The following is a 15,609-nucleotide window of genomic DNA, read 5'->3' on the forward strand; positions in this document are numbered from 1 at the left end:
GTACGTACGTCTATGCAGTGTGCCGCCCGGAGGGCCGGGCGGCACAGTCGATCTTCGTTGACCGGGTGCGATCAGGGTGCGATCGGGGTGGGTTCAGCGGGGGCCGAGGGTCCAGCGCGGGCCCTGCGGGCCGTCCTCGATGTTGAGGCCGGACTGGTTGAGCTGGTCGCGGATGCCGTCGGCGGTGGCCCAGTCCTTACGGCCCCGGGCGGCCTCGCGCTGGTCGAGGACCATGCGGACCAGGGTGTCCACGACACCGTGCAGGTCTTCGCCGCGGTCACCGCCCTCGCCGACCCAGTGCGGGTCGAGCGGGTCGAGTCCGAGCACCCCGAGCATGGCGCGCACCTCGGCGAGCCGCGCTACGGCGGCTTCCTTGTCGTCGGCGGCGAGGGCGGAGTTCCCCTGCCGGACCGTGGTGTGTACGACGGCGAGCGCCTGCGGGACGCCCAGGTCGTCGTCCATCGCCTCGGCGAAGGCCGGCGGCACCTCGGCGGCGGGCTCGACGACTCCCCCGGCCTTCTCCACCACCCGCTGCACGAAGCCCTCGATCCGCGCGAACGCGGACTCGGCCTCGCGCAGGGCCTCCTCGCTGTACTCGATCATCGAGCGGTAGTGCGGGGTGCCCAGGTAGTAGCGCAGGACGATGGGCCGCCACCGCTTGACCATCTCGGAGACGAGGACGCTGTTGCCGAGCGACTTCGACATCTTCTCGCCGCTCATGGTGACCCAGGCGTTGTGCACCCAGTACTGGGCGAAGTCGTCGCCGTAGGCCTTGGCCTGGGCGATCTCGTTCTCGTGGTGCGGGAAGATCAGGTCGAGGCCGCCGCCGTGGATGTCGAAGGCGGGGCCCAGGTACTTGTGCGCCATCGCCGAGCACTCCAGGTGCCAGCCGGGGCGGCCGCGGCCCCACGGGGTCTCCCAGTCGGGCTCGCCCGGCTTGGTCGCCTTCCACATCGCGAAGTCGCGCGGGTCGCGTTTCCCGGTGATGCCGTCCTCGGTGGGCTGGCGCAGGTCGTCGATGTCCTGGTTGGAGAGCTGGAGGTACTCCGGGTACGAGCGCACGTCGAAGTAGACGCTGCCGTCGGCCTCGTACGCGTGACCGCGCTCGATGAGCCCGCGCATCATCTCGATCATCTCGGGCACGTGGCCGGTCGCCCGCGGTTCGTACGTCGGCGGGAGGCAGCCGAGTGCGCTGTAACCGTCGTTGAACGCGCGCTCGTTCTCGTAGCCGATCGACCACCAAGGGCGGCCCTGTTCACGGGACTTGGCGATGATCTTGTCGTCGATGTCCGTGACGTTGCGGATGAACGTGACGTCGTAGCCACGGTGTTCGAACCAGCGGCGGAGGATGTCGAAGTTGAGGCCCGAGCGGATGTGGCCGATGTGGGGGGCGGCCTGCACGGTGGCACCACACAGGTAGATCGAGACACAGCCCGCTGTGAGCGGGGTGAAGTCGCGAATCTGCCGGGCGCTGGTGTCGTACAGACGAATGGTCACGGTACAAGGGTAGTGGGCGTTTCCCTGTGCCTCAGACGGTTGGGTTGATTGTTAGCTGCGGGCCGGTGGGGGCTGGTCGCGCAGTTCCCCGCGCCCCTGAAAAACAGCCCGCTCACGCGCGTTTTACGACCAGGGCTGTTGCCACAGCCATGAGGCCCTCGTCCCTGCCCGGGAAGCCCAAACCGTCCGTCGTCGCCCCCGACACGGACACCGGGGCTCCCGCCGCCTCCGACAAAAGCTTCTGGGCTTCGTCTCGCCGCTTGCCGATCTTCGGCCTCGGGCCAATCACCTGTACGGCGACATTGCCGATGGTGAAGCCCGCCTCGCGGACGATCCTCGCGGCCTCCGTCAACAACGTGACCCCGGACGCGCCCGACCACTCGGGGCGGCCGGTACCGAAGTGCTGGCCGAGGTCACCGAGACCGGCGGCGGAGAACAGGGCGTTGCAGGCCGCGTGGGCGACGACGTCCGCGTCGGAGTGGCCGGCCAGGCCCGGGCCCTCGTTCTCCCACTTCAGGCCGGCGCACCAGAGGTCGCGGCCCTCCTCGAAGGCGTGGATGTCGGTGCCGATGCCGACCTGGGGCAGGGGGTACGGCATCGAGGGTGTCTCAGAAGCCATCGTTCAGCCTCCTGCGGGCCAGGACCGCCTCCGCGAGGACCAGGTCCAGGGGGCGGGTCACCTTGAATGCCTCCTCGTGGCCGGGGACGACCACGACCGTGAGGCCGAGCTGTTCGACCATGCTCGCGTCGTCGGTGACGTTGTCGGTGACCGTCTCGTGGGCGTGGACCAGGGTGGCGCGGTCAAAGCCCTGCGGTGTCTGTACGGCGCGGAGGCGGGCGCGTTCCGGGGTGGCTACGACGGGCTCCGGGTCGCCGGGGTGCGCGGCCGGCTCGACTTCCTTGACGGTGTCGGCGAGGGGCAGGGCCGGTACGACGGCGGGCGCTCCGTCCCGTACGGCATCGATGACCGCGTCGACCGTGTCGACCGGGACAAGCGGGCGGGCCGCGTCGTGGACGAGGACGATGTCGTAGCCGGGCGGCAGCGCGTCCAGGCCGAGCTTCACGGACTCCTGGCGGGAGTCGCCGCCGGGGACGACGAGGAAGTCGGTGCGCTCCGGGAGTGCGTGGGCGTCGAGGAGGGTCTTCACCTCGGCCGCGCCGTCGGGCGGGGCCACGACGACGACCAGGGAGACCGCGCGGGACGCGGCCAGTGCGCGGATCGCGTGGATCAGCATGGGGGTGCCGTTCAGCGCGCGGAGCGCCTTGGGGGCGCCCGGGCCGAGGCGTACGCCCCGTCCGGCGGCCGGGATCACGGCGGCGACGGAGGACTGCGCCTGCGAAGAGCGCGAATCGTCAGACATCGGTTCCTGTCAGGTTTGTGTGCTCGACCTACGTGGGTATGGCCTCAGGAGTGCCGGGCGCGACGCCTTGACCGGACCCTTCCGTGACACCGGTCGAGCCAGCTGCCCGGGCCCGGCACGCCATTATCGGGGGATGTCTCTCCGACGTACGACGGAGTCGGAGTCTCAGGTCTCGGAGGTTCGGGTCTCGGAGTCTTCGACGGAGTCCGGAGTCGCAGTCGGGGTCTCGGAAAATTCCCCTGAACATGCCGAAGCGCCCGGCGACAAGGGAGCTGTCATCGGGCACCACGGCATTTCAGTGTGCTGAGCAGGGCGTACCAGTCGCCTGCGTCAGGACGCGAGAACCTCGTCGAGCAGGGCCTCGGCCTTGTCCTCGTTCGTGTTCTCCGCGAGCGCGAGCTCACTCACCAGGATCTGGCGAGCCTTGGCGAGCATGCGCTTCTCACCTGCGGAGAGTCCGCGCTCGCGCTCACGACGCCACAGGTCACGGACGACTTCCGCGACCTTGATGACATCGCCGGAGGCGAGCTTCTCCAGATTTGCCTTGTAACGACGCGACCAGTTCGTGGGCTCCTCGGCATACGGAGCGCGCAGCACCTCGAAGACCCGGTCCAGCCCGTCCTGACCGACCACATCACGTACGCCGACGAACTCCGCATTGTCCGCTGGCACACGCACCGTCAGGTCACCCTGAGCGACCTTCAGCACCAAATAGGTCTTGTCCACGCCTTTGATCTGGCGAGTTTCGATAGCCTCGATCAGCGCGGCCCCGTGATGGGGATAGACCACGGTGTCGCCAACCTTGAACGTCATGTGACAGGTACCCCTTCCGTGGCTATCCAGGGTAACACGGAAACTGCGGGTTCTGAATGGCGTTTTCGCAGGTCAGGGCACATCTCGGGGCTTGACAACAGCAACAGGAACGTGCTGCGGAGGCCGAGCGGAAGAGGGTATTCGCAGGTCGGAGCAGCTCTCCGGGCGAGGTGAAACGCGTACGTTACACACATCCGGAGGCGCCTCCAAGCGGACGAACGTCCCTAAATGTCTGGTTCCAAGTGCTCGACTTCCGCTACTCCGTTCGGTGGCCGGAGCCCGGTACGAGGTGAATCCGGAATTGATCACCGAAGCCCGCCGAGATGCCGGTGATCAATTATCCGAGGTGCCGTGCATTCTTCACCGAAAATCCGCCGACAGACGTCTGAGCTGCTTATGTGAATGCCGGACGAGTGCCGGTCGCAAGTGACCCGCGAGTCACTTGAGGCACACGGGTACCCGGTTGAGGGAGGGTCGGGTGCGGTGGTGCGGGAACGGCTCGGTAACCTAAGGCCGCTGACAGACACTTAGGGCGGCTTTATTCAGGAGTCGCCCTGCTCCGCCCACGTTCAAGGAGTAGCCGCCGCCGTGAGCAGCAGCCTTCGACGCGGCGCCCTCGCCGCCGCCACCATCGCGTTCTCGATCGCCTCCCTCGCCGCGTGCGGTGCCGGCAACGACGCCCAGACGCTGGAGGTCAAGCCGGACAACGCGGCCGTCTCCGTCGGCACCATCAAGGTGCAGAACGCACTCGTCATCACCCAGCCCCTCACCGAGTCCGGCACCGAGGGCGCGGGCCCGGCGGTGATCTCCGCGACCCTGTTCAACACCGGCATCAAGGCCCAGACCCTGGACTCCGTCAGCGTCGACGGCTCGGGCAGCGTCAAGCTCACCCCCGCGAAGGGCAAGGGCAAGCTGGTCGTCCCGGCCGGCGGTTCGCTCGTCCTGGGCGGCAAGGGCAACGCCTCCGCGGCGCTGGCCGACGCCGCCGGCATCACGGACGGCAACGCCCAGAAGGTCACCTTCACCTTCAGCACGACCGGTGGCGTGAGCCTGAGCGCGTTCGTCGTCCCGGCCGACAGCTACTTCACCAAGTGGGGCCCGACCTCGATCCCCTCGACGCCGGCCGCGGGCTCCACCGCGACCGGCTCCGCCTCTCCGAAGCCGGGCAAGAGCACGTCGGCCACACCGACCGACGCGGCCTCCGCGAGCGCCACGGCCACGGAGTCGGCCACCACGACCGGCTGAGCGGCCGTAGCGACAGCAGTCGTACGCCTACGACGACGGGCGGGACCTCACGGAGAGGTCCCGCCCGTCGTCGTAGAGCCGGTGATCCTTGTGGAGCCGGTAAGAAAGTGATCGCGGTTTACGGCTCGAACTTGTAGCCCAGGCCGCGCACCGTCACCAGGTAGCGCGGCGCGCCCGGGTCCGGCTCGATCTTGGCGCGGAGGCGCTTGACGTGGACGTCCAGGGTCTTGGTGTCGCCCACGTAGTCGGCGCCCCAGACGCGGTCGATGAGCTGCATGCGGGTCAGTACGCGGCCCGCGTTGCGCAGGAGCATCTCCAGCAGGTCGAACTCCTTGAGGGGCAGGTCGACCTTGGAGCCGGAGACCGTGACCACGTGGCGATCCACGTCCATGCGGACCGGACCTGCCTCGAGGGCGGCCGGGGTGACCTCCTCGGGCTCGCCGCGGCGGCGCAGGACGGCCCGGATACGGGCGACGAGCTCACGGGACGAGAAGGGCTTGGTGACGTAGTCATCGGCTCCTATTTCCAGGCCTACGACCTTGTCGATCTCACTGTCCTTGGCCGTCACCATGATGACGGGGACGTTGGAGCGGCCGCGCAGCTGGCGGCAGACCTCCGTGCCGGGGAGCCCCGGCAGCATCAGGTCGAGCAGGACGAGGTCGGCGCCGTTGCGCTCGAACTCGTCGAGCCCGTCGGGCCCGGTGGTCGCGATGGCGACCTCGAAGCCCTCCTTGCGGAGCATGTACGACAGGGCGTCGGAGAAGGACTCCTCGTCCTCGACGACAAGCACTCGGGTCACGGAAGGACCTCCGGGGCGGGAAGCGGTTCGTACGGGGATGGTTCAGGGGACGCCTCGACCTCGTCGTCGAGGTCGGGGTGCTGGTGGGCACGGTCGCGGGCCGCACCCGCCTCCGGCAGCCTCAGGGTGAACGTGGAGCCCTGTCCCTCGGAGCTCCACACCGTGACCTCCCCGCCGTGCGAGGCGGCCACGTGCTTGACGATCGCCAGTCCGAGACCCGTACCGCCGGTGGCCCGTGAGCGGGCCGGGTCGACACGGTAGAAGCGCTCGAACACGCGCTCCTTGTCCTTCTCGGAGATGCCGATGCCCTGGTCGGTGACGGCGACCTCGATGTGGTCGCCGCCGCCCGCGGAGACCCGGCGGGCGGCTATGCCGACGCGGGTACGGGCGGGCGAGTAGTTGACGGCATTCTCGACCAGGTTTCCGAGGGCGGCGGCCAGCTGGCCCCGGTTCCCGTAGACATGCAGGTCGGCGGTGCCGCCGGCGGCCATGGTGATCTGCTTGGTGCCGGCCTGGTGCCGGCAGCGGTCGATGGCCTCGGCGACGAGTTCGTCGACGCGGACCGGTTCTGCGTCTTCGAGGGGGTCGTCGTTCTGGACCCGTGACAGGTCGATGAGCTCCTGCACGAGATTGGTCAGGCGTGTGGCCTCGATCTGCATCCTGCCGGCGAAACGCTCCACCGCCTCAGGATCGTCGGAGGCGTCCATGACCGCCTCCGAGAGGAGGGAGAGCGCGCCGACGGGGGTCTTCAGTTCGTGGCTGACATTCGCCACGAAGTCACGTCGTACGGCCTCGATACGGCGGGCCTCGGTGAGGTCCTCCACGAGGAGCAGGACGAGCCGGGAGCCGAGCGGCGCCACCCGGGCGGAGACCGCGAGGGCCTCCCCGCGGCCGGTGCCGCGCCGGGGCAGATCCAGCTCGACCTGGCGTATCTCGCCGTCGCGGCGGGTGTCCCGGGCCATCTTGAGCATGGGGTCGACGGAGAGTTTCCCGCCGCGGACCAGTCCCAGGGCGTACGCCGCCGAGCTGGCCTTGACCACGGCGTCCGCCTCGTCGAGGACGACGGCCGAGGAGCGGAGCACCGACAGGACGGTGTCCACGCCCGGCGGAAGCACCGGGTCCGTGTGCAGGGAGGTCCTGGTCGGTCGCTTCTGGTCGCGTTCGCTCCAGCGGAACGCCAGCATGGCGATGACGCCGGTGAGCACCCCGGCGATCGCTGCCGCTGCGGCGACCGCCGCGTTCACGTCCATGCCCCCAGGTTAGGCATGGGATACCTCCTGGCCACAGCCATCGGAGTGCGACCTCGAACACTCGTCGCCCAGAGTTCACCTTGGAGCCAGTATTGGTTCATTTGGGTTGGCGGAAACCGTCGCGTAGGAGAGGGAACGTGGGAGCGTGGGGTGGAAGGGCCGGTATTTGGACACGCTGACGGGCCCGGGCGCCCTGAGCTCCTTGACCCCCGAAGCAAACGTAGGAGAGGGAACCCTGATGCGGGACGCGTACCACGAGGAACTTGACTCGATCGGTGACGGTCTGGTGGAGATGGCCCGGCTGACCGGGTCGGCGATCGGACGCGCCACGACGGCCATCCTGGACTCCGACCTGAAGCTGGCCGAGAGCGTCATCGAGGCCGACAAGAAGGTCGACGACCTCCAGCACGACCTCGAAGCCCGGGCCATAGCCCTGCTGGCCCGGCAGCAGCCGGTGGCGACGGACCTGCGCATCGTCGTCACGTCGCTGCGCATGTCGGCCGACCTGGAGCGCTCCGGCGACCTCGCCCAGCACGTGGCGAAGCTCGCCCGGCTCCGTTTCCCGGACCGCGCGGTACCGCACGACCTGCACGCGACCATCCTCGAGATGGGCCAGCTCGCCCAGCGCCTGATGGCCAAGGCGGCCGAGGTCATCATCACGAAGGACGTCGACCTCGCGCTCCAGCTGGAGCAGGACGACGACGCGATGGACCTCCTGCACCGCACGCTCTTCCAGCACCTGCTGGACGACAAGTGGAAGCACGGCATCGAGACCGCGGTCGACGTGACCCTGCTCGGCCGCTACTACGAGCGCTTCGCCGACCACGCGGTGTCGGTCGCGAAGCGTGTGGTGTTCCTGGTGACGGGCGAGCACGCGGACGAGTTGCAGGCGGACATCCAGCCGGTGACGGGGGCGGAGGGCGCGTAGCTCTCCGTCTCCGCTCGGCCGGGGGCTTACGGGGGAAGCCTCAATGCGCCGTTGATGCGCCCGGCGAAGCGGGCATCCAATGGGCACAGGCACCAGCCTCTAGGAGGACCCATGGCCGAATCCCCCGCCACGACGCCGGACCCGACGCAGGAGCGCGAGACGCAGCAGCCCGCCGAGATCAAGAGCCTTCCGCTCTTCGGTGCCTGCGGCTGCGGCTCGGGCTGCGGGTGCGGGTGCCAGTCCGGCAATCCGTGCCAGTGCGGCTGACCGACGTACAGAGCCCTTGATTCCGTCGAAGGGGCCCGGGTGCTTCACCGCGCCGGGCCCCTTCGCCGTGCTCGGGGGCTGGTTGTTCAGGGGGTCGTTCCCGCCACCGTGAGCAGGACGTCCGTCGTGGTGGGGATCCTGCCGTATCCCTCGGGCAGCCCTACGGCGAGGTCGACCGACCGCGGGCTCCCGTCCAGCGCGCTCAGTCGCTTGTCGATGTCCACGGAGGGTGCCGTGATCGGCTTCTCCCCTCCGCACAACCCCAGACTCGCCGGGTCGGCGCCGGAGTCACCCGTCGAGTAGGGGCCGTTGCCGAGCCAGTCGACTCCGGCGGGCACGATCTTGTTCTCCCGCAGATAGCGGTCCAGAGTTCTCCCGGAGACCCGGAAGGCGACCGCCAGCGACACCTCCCCCGCAGGCCCGGACGAATGCGTCACGTAGTGCACGTCCGTCGCTCCGGCCGGCAGCCGAAGCTGTACGACGTCCAGGGCCACCCGCAACGGGACATCGCTTCCCTCGCAGGCCCGCGCGTCCCCGAACGGGTGCCCCTCGCCAGCGAACGCCACCCAGAGCCCGGCCCCCGCCGCGAGCAGCGCGGCGACGACACCCGCGCCGATCCCGATCCGTACCCCGCGTCTCATTCCCTCGCCCCTCCCCTTGATCGTTCCGCACGGTAGCCGGGGACGCCGTACGGGCGCAGCATGGAAGGGGAAGTCGGAAGGGTCGATAGAGAAGGAGGTGCGCGGACATGGCTCAGTACATGGACGTACACCACGGAATGAAGGGCATCACGGCCGACCAGTTGATGGAGGCCCACAAGGCGGACCTCGCCGTGGAGAAGGACGAGGGCGTCCACTTCGAGCGGGCCTGGGCGGACCCGGAGTCCGGGATCGTCTACTGCCTGTCGGAGGCGCCGTCGCCCGAGGCGGTCCAGCGGGTCCACGAGCGCGCGGGGCACCGTGCGGACGAGGTGCACGCGGTGCCGTACTCGATCTGACGACCGGCGTTCCACCGGACCGGGGGTGTGGTCAGCCCTACCTCCGGTCGGGTGGGGTGCTCCATGGTTCCTGTAGGTGGACGGAGGCATCGTGGAAGTCGGTCGGCGACAGCCGATCGCCCGCCTGGAAGGAACGGCCCATGGAATCGCCGCAGTTCACGAACGCAGGCTCCACCACGGTCCCCGGCGAGAACGCCCTCGCGCCGCTGCTGGCCGCGTGGGACCTGGCGCACCCCGCCACGGGCGACCCCGAGTGGCGGCACCTGTTGGACGAGATCGCGCATCCCGGCACGACGGAGGCGTTCCGGCGGCTGGCCGGGGCCGGAGCTGGCTCCTCGGCCTGAGTCGACAGGTCGTATCCGGCGTCAACAGGTCGGATCGGCAGGGTCGTTCGAGCCTTTGGTGCTGTTTGGGCAAAGGGTTCGGCATCGACAGTTCAACAGTCTTGTCCTGTGCATGTCTCACTCGATGAGATGCGCGGAGACCTCTTCGTCCGGCTGAGAGCCGGGCGAACTCCGCAGCACTCAGGGGGGATTCATGCGCATAGCCCGCGCGAGACTGAACATCGCCGCTTCCACGGCCGCCACCGCCACTCTCGCCGTCGCCGCGCTGGCGACCGCGCCGCTGGCCGGCGTCACGAGCGCCGCGCCCGCGGCCGTACCGCAGACGAAGGCGATCCCGGCCATCACCGGACACACCCTCGCGCGCGACGTGCCGACCCCGCTCACCAGCGCGCAGTGCGAGGCCAAGTGGCAGATCGCCTGCTACAGCCCGTTGCAGTACCGCACCGCGTACAACCTCAACTCGCTTTACAAGAAGGGTATTACGGGCAAGGGGCGGACGATCGTCATCGTCGACTCGTTCGGCTCGCCGACGATCCAGCACGATCTCGACACGTACAGCAAGCAGTTCGGCATGCACAGCGCCAAGGTGAACGTCGTCAAGTGGGGCAAGGTCCCGGTCTTCGACCCCACGAACGCGGACATGACCGGCTGGGCCGGTGAGACCACCCTGGACGTCGAGATGGCGCACGCGGTCGCGCCCGACGCGAAGATCGTGCTGGTGGAGACGGCGGTCGCCGAGACCGAGGGCGTGACCGGTCTGCCGGAGATGATGGACGCCGAGAAGTACCTGATCGACCACGGCGTCGGCGACGTCATCACGCAGAGCTTCGGCGCGACCGAGAACACCTTCCCCGGCTTCGACCAGGGCGACTTCTCCAGCATCAAGAAGCTGCGCTACGCCTTCGAGGCCGCCAACCGCAAGCACGTGACCGTCCTCGCCTCCTCCGGCGACGGCGGCGCCACCGACTACAACGCGGACGGCTCGGCCTTCTACGACAAGCCCGTCAACTCCTGGCCTTCTTCCGACCCGTTGGTCACGTCGATCGGCGGCACGCAGCTCCACCTGGACGACAAGGGCGACCGCGTCACGCCGGACAGCGTCTACAACGACTACGGCGCGGGCGGCGGCGGCCAGTCCCACGTGTTCGCCCGCCCGTCGTTCCAGAACGGCGTGAAGAGCATCGTCGGCACCCAGCGCGCCACGCCCGACGTGTCGATGGCCGCCGCGGTCAACGGCGGCGCGTGGACGTACTCCAGCTTCGACCCGACGGCCGTCGGCTGGGACGTCTACGGCGGCACGAGCGAGGCCAGCCCGCTCTTCTCCGGCATCGTCGCCCTCGCGGACCAGGCGGCGGGCCACCGGGTGGGCAACATCAACTCGGCGCTGTACGCGCTCGCGAAGCACGGCGCCAAGGGCAACGGCATCGTCGACGTGAACGACGGCACGAACAACTCGTATGCGGGCGTGACCGGTTACACCGCGGTCGACGGCTACGACATGGCGACGGGCGTGGGCACGGTGGACGCGCTGCGGTTCGTACCGGCGCTGGCGCGGGCCAGCCGGCGCTGACCCAGCCCATCACATCTTGAGACGGTCCAGGTGCAACTCGCCTGGGCCGTCCTGATGTTGACGCGGTTCACAGAGTTCACAGGGTTCACACGCTGATGGACTGGGCGTAAGTGACCTGGTTGAGCAGGTAGACGACCTGGTTGCGCGACTGCACCGGGATCATCGTGGAGTGGTGCCGACCGCCACTGTTGACGCTGACCTGTACGAAGCCGGTGGTGACGCGTTCCTTCATCAGGAGGAACAGCAGCCCGATGAAGCAGAGCAGGAAGAACAGAATCGCCAGCACGATCGCGTGCGGCGGGATCCGCTCCTCCGTACGCGACATGTCGGTGGCCGTCCACACCGCGCCTCTGAGCGGCATCGGCCCGGCCGGGCTCACGATGGTGTCACCGTTGACCGCGATGTCGCCGAGGGTCAACAGCGGTGCGCCGAAGGCGGGTTGAGGCTGGGGCTGCTGTTGCGGGTACAGCTGCGGCTGCGGCTGCTGTACGGCCGGCGGGTAGCCGTAGGTGGGAACTGCGGGGGCCGTGGGATAGCCGTAGCCGCCCTCGCCGTAGGGGCCGGCGGACGGAGTGCCGGGCGGAGTGCCGTACGGGTTCTGCCCGGGCGGCTGTTCCGGCGGCGGGCCGGGGTACTGGTTCGGCATGGGTGCTCTTCCCCCCGAGAGTGCGTGTGGACGACGGCGCCGGCAGGCCCACAGGGTGAGCGGGTCGCGCCGTGCGTTCATCCTCCCGCTCGGTCACGTCCCGTATCTACGTAATGACGAGAAATATCCAGGCACGGCCGGCCGGAGTCACGCCGAGAACGACGCCGAAGTAGCTGAGGCCGCCGCCCGTTTCCGACGCCGGGCGAACCGACGCCCGACCGTGTAGAGGCTGATCAGAAGCAGTACCGATGCCCCGGCGGGCCAGCCGATGGAGCCCCCTTCGCGGTAGGTCTGGATCCCCACCAGCAGCAACAGGGCGTTGACCGGCGGACCCAACAGGTCGGCCAGGACGTCCATCCACCGCGTGACTTTCGAGAGGTCGTCCACGGCTTGATCGTGACAGGGGGACGGGCTTCCTGCCAAGGATCTGTTTGGCATTTGGCACCCTGCCGCAGCCGATGCTCAGTGCAGCCGCTCCGCCTCGTCGTACTCCGCCACCCGGAAAGTGGGCCAGTAGGTCATCTGCGGCTGGGAGCGCTCGATCATCGCCAGGAGAACCTCGCCGTGCAGGACGCGCACGCCGGTCTCGGCCCCGTCGAGGCCGGCGAGGTTGTCCACCACGTAGAGGTAGAAGCGCTCGGGATTCGCCAGGGCGGCCACGACTTGCCGGTGTTCCAACGGCAGCGGCACGCTGCGCGCCGACCGGCTGAACGCCTTCACCTCGATCATGCGGGGCGCGCTGTCGACGTCGTACGGCAGACCCGACGCACGCACGTCCCTGGGCTCGCGCCCGGCGGCCCGTTCCAGGGCCAACACATGTGTGATCGCGGCCTGTTCCGTCTCTTTGTTCCCCACGGCGACCCCTGCCTCCGAGTTCCTGCGAGGCCATGGTGGCGTGTGGGCGGGCGAGTTGGGAAGCGCAAGCTGTGGCTGTGGCTGTGGCTGTGGCTGTGGACCAGCGAGGCGAGCGGAGGCGGGGGAACGGCAGCCGCCGAGCGCCTCTGACGCGGGCACGTTCTTCTTCTGCTCCCAACTGGCCACCGCCATCCGGGCCTTGACCGTGATGTCCTTGCCCTTCTTCACCGGGGCTGGGGTGACGACAGTGTAGTCGAGGTCGTGGTTGACGCCCATGTTCACGAACGTCGTGGCCGAGTCGTCCTGACCTGCCCCGGCGGCCGGAAGGGCGAGAACGGTGACGGCCAGGGCAGCGCTGAGGGCATGATCACCGACCCACCCCAACACTTAACTCCGGCTTCTCCAGGGGTTGTTGACAACACCGGCTACCGGCCAACTTCCCTGTGCCCAGCACCGCGTAGAACATGGGTGGATGGCGCGACTCCACGACATCGTCTTCGACTGCGCTCGCCCCGCGGCCACGGCCCGCTTCTGGTCCGCGGCTCTGGACGGCTATGCCGTCGCGCCGTACGACGACGCGGAACTTGCCCGCCTGCGCTCCCTGGGGATCACCAGCACCGAGGACGATCCAACCGTCCTCGTCGAGTCGCCGGGCGGGGGACCTCGTCTGTGGTTCCAACTCGTGCCAGAAGCCAAGGCCGGGAAGAACCGTGTGCACTTGGACCTGCTCGTCGCGGACCCCGAGGCGGAGATCCAGCGCCTGACCGCTCTCGGTGCGACCGTTCAGGCCCGGCACGCGGACAACATCGTCCTGGCCGATCCCGAAGGCAACGAATTCTGCCTGACTCCAGCGGATTGACGGCCCCACGTCATACCCAGGCCCCCTGCCAAATACGTAGGCCCCCTGCCGGCGTAAAACCCGCTGGCAGGGGGCCTGATCGTGTCGCGTTACTTCTTCTTGCCCTGGTTCTTGACCGCCTCGATCGCCGCCGCGGCCGCGGCCGGGTCGAGATACGTCCCGCCCGGCTTGACCGGGTTGAAGGACGCGTCCAGTTCGTAGGCCAGGGGGATGCCCGTCGGGATGTTCAGGCCCGCGATGTCGGCGTCGGAGATGCCGTCGAGGTGCTTGACCAGGGCGCGGAGCGAGTTGCCGTGGGCCGCGACCAGGACCGTGCGGCCCGCGAGGAGGTCGGGGACGATGCCGTCGTACCAGTACGGGAGCATGCGGACGACGACGTCCTTCAGGCACTCCGTGCGGGGGCGCAGCTCCGGGGGGATCGTCGCGTAGCGCGGGTCGGCGGACTGGGAGAACTCCGTGCCGTCCTCGAGGGGCGGGGGCGGGGTGTCGTAGGAACGGCGCCAGAGCATGAACTGCTCCTCGCCGAACTCCGCGAGGGTCTGGGCCTTGTCCTTGCCCTGGAGGGCGCCGTAGTGGCGCTCGTTCAGGCGCCAGCTGCGGTGGACCGGGATCCAGTGGCGGTCCGCCGCCTCCAGCGACAGCTGCGCGGTGCGGATCGCGCGCTTCTGGAGGGACGTGTGGACCACGTCGGGGAGCAGGCCGGCGTCCTTGAGCAGCTCACCGCCGCGGACCGCCTCCTTCTCGCCCTTCTCGTTCAGGTTGACGTCCACCCAGCCGGTGAACAGGTTCTTCGCGTTCCACTCGCTCTCGCCGTGGCGGAGGAGGATCAGCTTGTACGGTGCGTCGGCCATGCCTCAGAGCGTAATCCACGCATTCGGGCCATCGCCTGGCGCCTGCCTCCCAGCCCCACAGTTGACGGCTTCTGTTAATTGAGTGGTCCCCCGGACCCTCCCCTTCGTAAGTTGTGATCACCGCCTTGGCCACTTACGGGCCAGCTGTCCGACCGTGGGGGATCGATCCATGTCACTCGCCGCCCTGAGACGCGCCGCCCGGGAAACCGTCTCCGGCCTCCCCCGCGAGTTCTGGTGGCTGTGGACCAGCACCCTCGTCAACCGGCTCGGGGCGTTCGTCTCGACCTTCATGGCCCTGTACCTCACCCTCGACCGCGGCTACTCCGCCACCTACGCCGGTCTCGTCGCCTCCCTCTACGGCCTCGGCGGGGTCGCCTCCTCCATCGGCTCGGGTGTCATGACCGACCGGATCGGGCGCCGTCCCACCCTCCTCATCGCGCAGTCGGCGACCGCCGCGTCCGTGGCCCTGCTCGGTTTCATGCACGACCCCGTCGCCATCGCCGCCGTAGCGTGCCTCGTCGGGGCGGCGAGCAACGCGTCCCGCCCGGCGGTGCAGGCGATGATGGCCGACATCGTGCGCCCCGAGGACCGGGTCCGCGCGTTCTCCTTGAACTACTGGGCCATCAACCTCGGCTTCGCCGTCTCCTCCATGGCCGCCGGGTTCATCGCCGAGGTCAGCTACCGCGCCGGGTTCCTGCTGGAGGCCGGGATGACTGCGGTCTGCGCGGTCGTCGTGTTCCTACGGCTGCCCGAGTCCCGGCCCACCGTCGCCACGGACGACGACGGCAAGGGTGCCACCGACTCGGTCGGCCTCGGGACCGTACTGCGCGACGGCCGTTTCATGAGCGTCGTAGGACTGTCGTTCCTCGTCGCGCTCGTCTTCCAGCAGGGCTCGGTCGGGCTGCCGGTCGCGATGGGCGAGGCCGGCTTCACCCCCGCCGACTACGGCACCGCGATGGCCGTCAACGGCTTCCTCATCGTCGCCCTCCAGATCCCGGTCACCCGCCTCATCGAACACCGCGACGCCAAGCGCCTGTTGGTCGTCTCCTCGATCCTCGCGGGCTACGGCTTCGGGCTCACCGCGTTCGCCGGCTCGGTCGGTGTCTTCACCCTCACGGTGTGCGTGTGGACCCTGGGCGAGATGATCAACGCCCCGACCCAGACGGGCCTCGTCGTACGCCTGTCCCCCGTCCAGGGACGCGGCCGCTACCAGGGCATGTACACCCTGTCCTGGGCGGTCGCCGCGCTCATCGCCCCGCTGATGTCCGGTTTCGTCATCGACCGGTTCGGGGCGGAGTGGCTGTGGGGGATGTGCGCGGTCGTGGGG

19 protein-coding genes are annotated in these 15,609 nt (G+C 68.9%); 8 read left to right on the forward strand and 11 right to left on the reverse strand.

Annotation, left to right across the window (positions count from 1 at the left end; translation table 11 throughout):
• Positions 1–93: 93 nt before the first annotated feature.
• From cysS to ACNFOC_RS09655, 4 genes are all read right to left on the reverse strand, one after another.
• Complete coding sequence (gene cysS, locus ACNFOC_RS09640; RefSeq protein ID WP_416958666.1) at positions 94–1,497, reverse strand: cysteine--tRNA ligase; 1,404 nt, start codon at positions 1,495–1,497, stop codon at positions 94–96.
• Positions 1,498–1,609: 112 nt separating this feature from the next.
• Positions 1,610–2,116 carry a 2-C-methyl-D-erythritol 2,4-cyclodiphosphate synthase gene (gene ispF / locus ACNFOC_RS09645; RefSeq protein WP_416958668.1) on the reverse strand — a complete coding sequence of 169 codons (507 nt, stop codon included), beginning with the start codon at positions 2,114–2,116 and terminating at the stop codon, positions 1,610–1,612.
• Positions 2,106–2,858, reverse strand: a complete 753-nt coding sequence (ispD, locus tag ACNFOC_RS09650) for a 2-C-methyl-D-erythritol 4-phosphate cytidylyltransferase (protein ID WP_416958669.1) — start codon at positions 2,856–2,858, stop codon at positions 2,106–2,108. The genes ispF and ispD overlap by 11 nt, the downstream gene beginning before the upstream one ends.
• A gap of 330 nt (positions 2,859–3,188) precedes the next feature.
• The gene (locus tag ACNFOC_RS09655; protein WP_003953493.1) at positions 3,189–3,671 is read right to left on the reverse strand and encodes a CarD family transcriptional regulator; all 483 of its coding nucleotides are present in this window, start codon (positions 3,669–3,671) and stop codon (positions 3,189–3,191) included.
• A gap of 588 nt (positions 3,672–4,259) precedes the next feature.
• Between ACNFOC_RS09655 and ACNFOC_RS09660 the strand changes: the two genes are divergently transcribed.
• Positions 4,260–4,916 carry a copper chaperone PCu(A)C domain-containing protein gene (locus ACNFOC_RS09660; protein WP_416958670.1) on the forward strand — a complete coding sequence of 219 codons (657 nt, stop codon included), beginning with the start codon at positions 4,260–4,262 and terminating at the stop codon, positions 4,914–4,916.
• Positions 4,917–5,034: 118 nt separating this feature from the next.
• On the opposite strand, the gene phoP is transcribed toward ACNFOC_RS09660, so the two are convergent.
• Complete coding sequence (gene phoP, locus ACNFOC_RS09665; RefSeq protein WP_010985401.1) at positions 5,035–5,706, reverse strand: two-component system response regulator PhoP; 672 nt, start codon at positions 5,704–5,706, stop codon at positions 5,035–5,037.
• A gap of 5 nt (positions 5,707–5,711) precedes the next feature.
• On the reverse strand, positions 5,712–6,965 hold the full coding sequence (gene phoR / locus ACNFOC_RS09670) for a two-component system sensor histidine kinase PhoR (protein ID WP_416958671.1): 1,254 nt from the start codon (positions 6,963–6,965) through the stop codon (positions 5,712–5,714).
• Positions 6,966–7,203: 238 nt separating this feature from the next.
• Here phoR and phoU point away from each other — a divergent pair, with 238 nt between their 5' ends.
• Complete coding sequence (phoU, locus tag ACNFOC_RS09675; protein WP_416958672.1) at positions 7,204–7,893, forward strand: phosphate signaling complex protein PhoU; 690 nt, start codon at positions 7,204–7,206, stop codon at positions 7,891–7,893.
• 111 nt (positions 7,894–8,004) lie between these two features.
• Positions 8,005–8,160 carry a hypothetical protein gene (locus ACNFOC_RS09680; protein WP_019062518.1) on the forward strand — a complete coding sequence of 52 codons (156 nt, stop codon included), beginning with the start codon at positions 8,005–8,007 and terminating at the stop codon, positions 8,158–8,160.
• An 86-nt stretch (positions 8,161–8,246) separates the two neighbouring features.
• Here ACNFOC_RS09680 and ACNFOC_RS09685 read toward each other — a convergent pair whose 3' ends face one another.
• Entirely contained in the window at positions 8,247–8,801 is a 555-nt protein-coding gene (locus tag ACNFOC_RS09685; protein WP_416958673.1) for a hypothetical protein, read from the reverse strand.
• A 107-nt stretch (positions 8,802–8,908) separates the two neighbouring features.
• On the opposite strand from ACNFOC_RS09685, the gene ACNFOC_RS09690 reads away from it, so the two are divergent.
• From ACNFOC_RS09690 to ACNFOC_RS09700, 3 genes are all read left to right on the forward strand, one after another.
• Positions 8,909–9,157: an SCO4226 family nickel-binding protein gene (locus ACNFOC_RS09690; RefSeq protein WP_416958674.1), complete on the forward strand. Its 249-nt coding sequence runs from the start codon at positions 8,909–8,911 to the stop codon at positions 9,155–9,157.
• A gap of 140 nt (positions 9,158–9,297) precedes the next feature.
• On the forward strand, positions 9,298–9,501 hold the full coding sequence (locus tag ACNFOC_RS09695) for a hypothetical protein (RefSeq protein ID WP_416958675.1): 204 nt from the start codon (positions 9,298–9,300) through the stop codon (positions 9,499–9,501).
• 193 nt (positions 9,502–9,694) lie between these two features.
• Complete coding sequence (locus tag ACNFOC_RS09700; RefSeq protein WP_416958676.1) at positions 9,695–11,071, forward strand: S53 family peptidase; 1,377 nt, start codon at positions 9,695–9,697, stop codon at positions 11,069–11,071.
• A gap of 85 nt (positions 11,072–11,156) precedes the next feature.
• On the opposite strand, the gene ACNFOC_RS09705 is transcribed toward ACNFOC_RS09700, so the two are convergent.
• The 3 genes from ACNFOC_RS09705 to ACNFOC_RS09715 all read right to left on the reverse strand — a co-directional run bounded on the left by ACNFOC_RS09705 (position 11,157) and on the right by ACNFOC_RS09715 (position 12,956).
• Positions 11,157–11,717 (reverse strand): hypothetical protein, encoded by a 561-nt coding sequence (locus tag ACNFOC_RS09705; RefSeq protein WP_416958677.1) that lies wholly within the window; start codon positions 11,715–11,717, stop codon positions 11,157–11,159.
• A gap of 147 nt (positions 11,718–11,864) precedes the next feature.
• Complete coding sequence (locus ACNFOC_RS09710; protein WP_416958678.1) at positions 11,865–12,104, reverse strand: hypothetical protein; 240 nt, start codon at positions 12,102–12,104, stop codon at positions 11,865–11,867.
• A gap of 75 nt (positions 12,105–12,179) precedes the next feature.
• Positions 12,180–12,956 carry a protein NO VEIN domain-containing protein gene (locus tag ACNFOC_RS09715; RefSeq protein WP_416958679.1) on the reverse strand — a complete coding sequence of 259 codons (777 nt, stop codon included), beginning with the start codon at positions 12,954–12,956 and terminating at the stop codon, positions 12,180–12,182.
• An 88-nt stretch (positions 12,957–13,044) separates the two neighbouring features.
• Between ACNFOC_RS09715 and ACNFOC_RS09720 the strand changes: the two genes are divergently transcribed.
• The gene (locus tag ACNFOC_RS09720; RefSeq protein ID WP_416958680.1) at positions 13,045–13,431 is read left to right on the forward strand and encodes a VOC family protein; all 387 of its coding nucleotides are present in this window, start codon (positions 13,045–13,047) and stop codon (positions 13,429–13,431) included.
• Between the two features lie 89 nt (positions 13,432–13,520).
• On the opposite strand, the gene ACNFOC_RS09725 is transcribed toward ACNFOC_RS09720, so the two are convergent.
• Entirely contained in the window at positions 13,521–14,282 is a 762-nt protein-coding gene (locus tag ACNFOC_RS09725) for a phosphoglyceromutase (protein ID WP_416958681.1), read from the reverse strand.
• Positions 14,283–14,451: 169 nt separating this feature from the next.
• Between ACNFOC_RS09725 and ACNFOC_RS09730 the strand changes: the two genes are divergently transcribed.
• Positions 14,452–15,609: MDR family MFS transporter (locus ACNFOC_RS09730; RefSeq protein WP_416958682.1), on the forward strand; the 1,158-nt coding region annotated here is incomplete at its 3' end.

It is taken from the genome of Streptomyces colwelliae, from assembly GCF_048158785.1.
Classification (GTDB): Bacteria; Actinomycetota; Actinomycetes; order Streptomycetales; family Streptomycetaceae; genus Streptomyces.

Bases quoted from the DNA above. Each gene is read 5' to 3' on its own strand.
- ispF (WP_416958668.1), bottom strand. From the start codon at position 2,116: ATGGCTTCTGAGACACCCTCGATGCCGTACCCCCTGCCCCAGGTCGGC.
- ispD (WP_416958669.1), bottom strand. From the start codon at position 2,858: ATGTCTGACGATTCGCGCTCTTCGCAGGCGCAGTCCTCCGTCGCCGCC.
- ACNFOC_RS09655 (WP_003953493.1), bottom strand. From the start codon at position 3,671: ATGACGTTCAAGGTTGGCGACACCGTGGTCTATCCCCATCACGGGGCC.
- phoR (WP_416958671.1), bottom strand. From the start codon at position 6,965: ATGGACGTGAACGCGGCGGTCGCCGCAGCGGCAGCGATCGCCGGGGTG.
- phoU (WP_416958672.1), top strand. From the start codon at position 7,204: ATGCGGGACGCGTACCACGAGGAACTTGACTCGATCGGTGACGGTCTG.
- ACNFOC_RS09680 (WP_019062518.1), top strand. From the start codon at position 8,005: ATGGCCGAATCCCCCGCCACGACGCCGGACCCGACGCAGGAGCGCGAG.
- ACNFOC_RS09685 (WP_416958673.1), bottom strand. From the start codon at position 8,801: ATGAGACGCGGGGTACGGATCGGGATCGGCGCGGGTGTCGTCGCCGCG.
- ACNFOC_RS09690 (WP_416958674.1), top strand. From the start codon at position 8,909: ATGGCTCAGTACATGGACGTACACCACGGAATGAAGGGCATCACGGCC.
- ACNFOC_RS09695 (WP_416958675.1), top strand. From the start codon at position 9,298: ATGGAATCGCCGCAGTTCACGAACGCAGGCTCCACCACGGTCCCCGGC.
- ACNFOC_RS09700 (WP_416958676.1), top strand. From the start codon at position 9,695: ATGCGCATAGCCCGCGCGAGACTGAACATCGCCGCTTCCACGGCCGCC.
- ACNFOC_RS09705 (WP_416958677.1), bottom strand. From the start codon at position 11,717: ATGCCGAACCAGTACCCCGGCCCGCCGCCGGAACAGCCGCCCGGGCAG.
- ACNFOC_RS09720 (WP_416958680.1), top strand. From the start codon at position 13,045: ATGGCGCGACTCCACGACATCGTCTTCGACTGCGCTCGCCCCGCGGCC.
- ACNFOC_RS09725 (WP_416958681.1), bottom strand. From the start codon at position 14,282: ATGGCCGACGCACCGTACAAGCTGATCCTCCTCCGCCACGGCGAGAGC.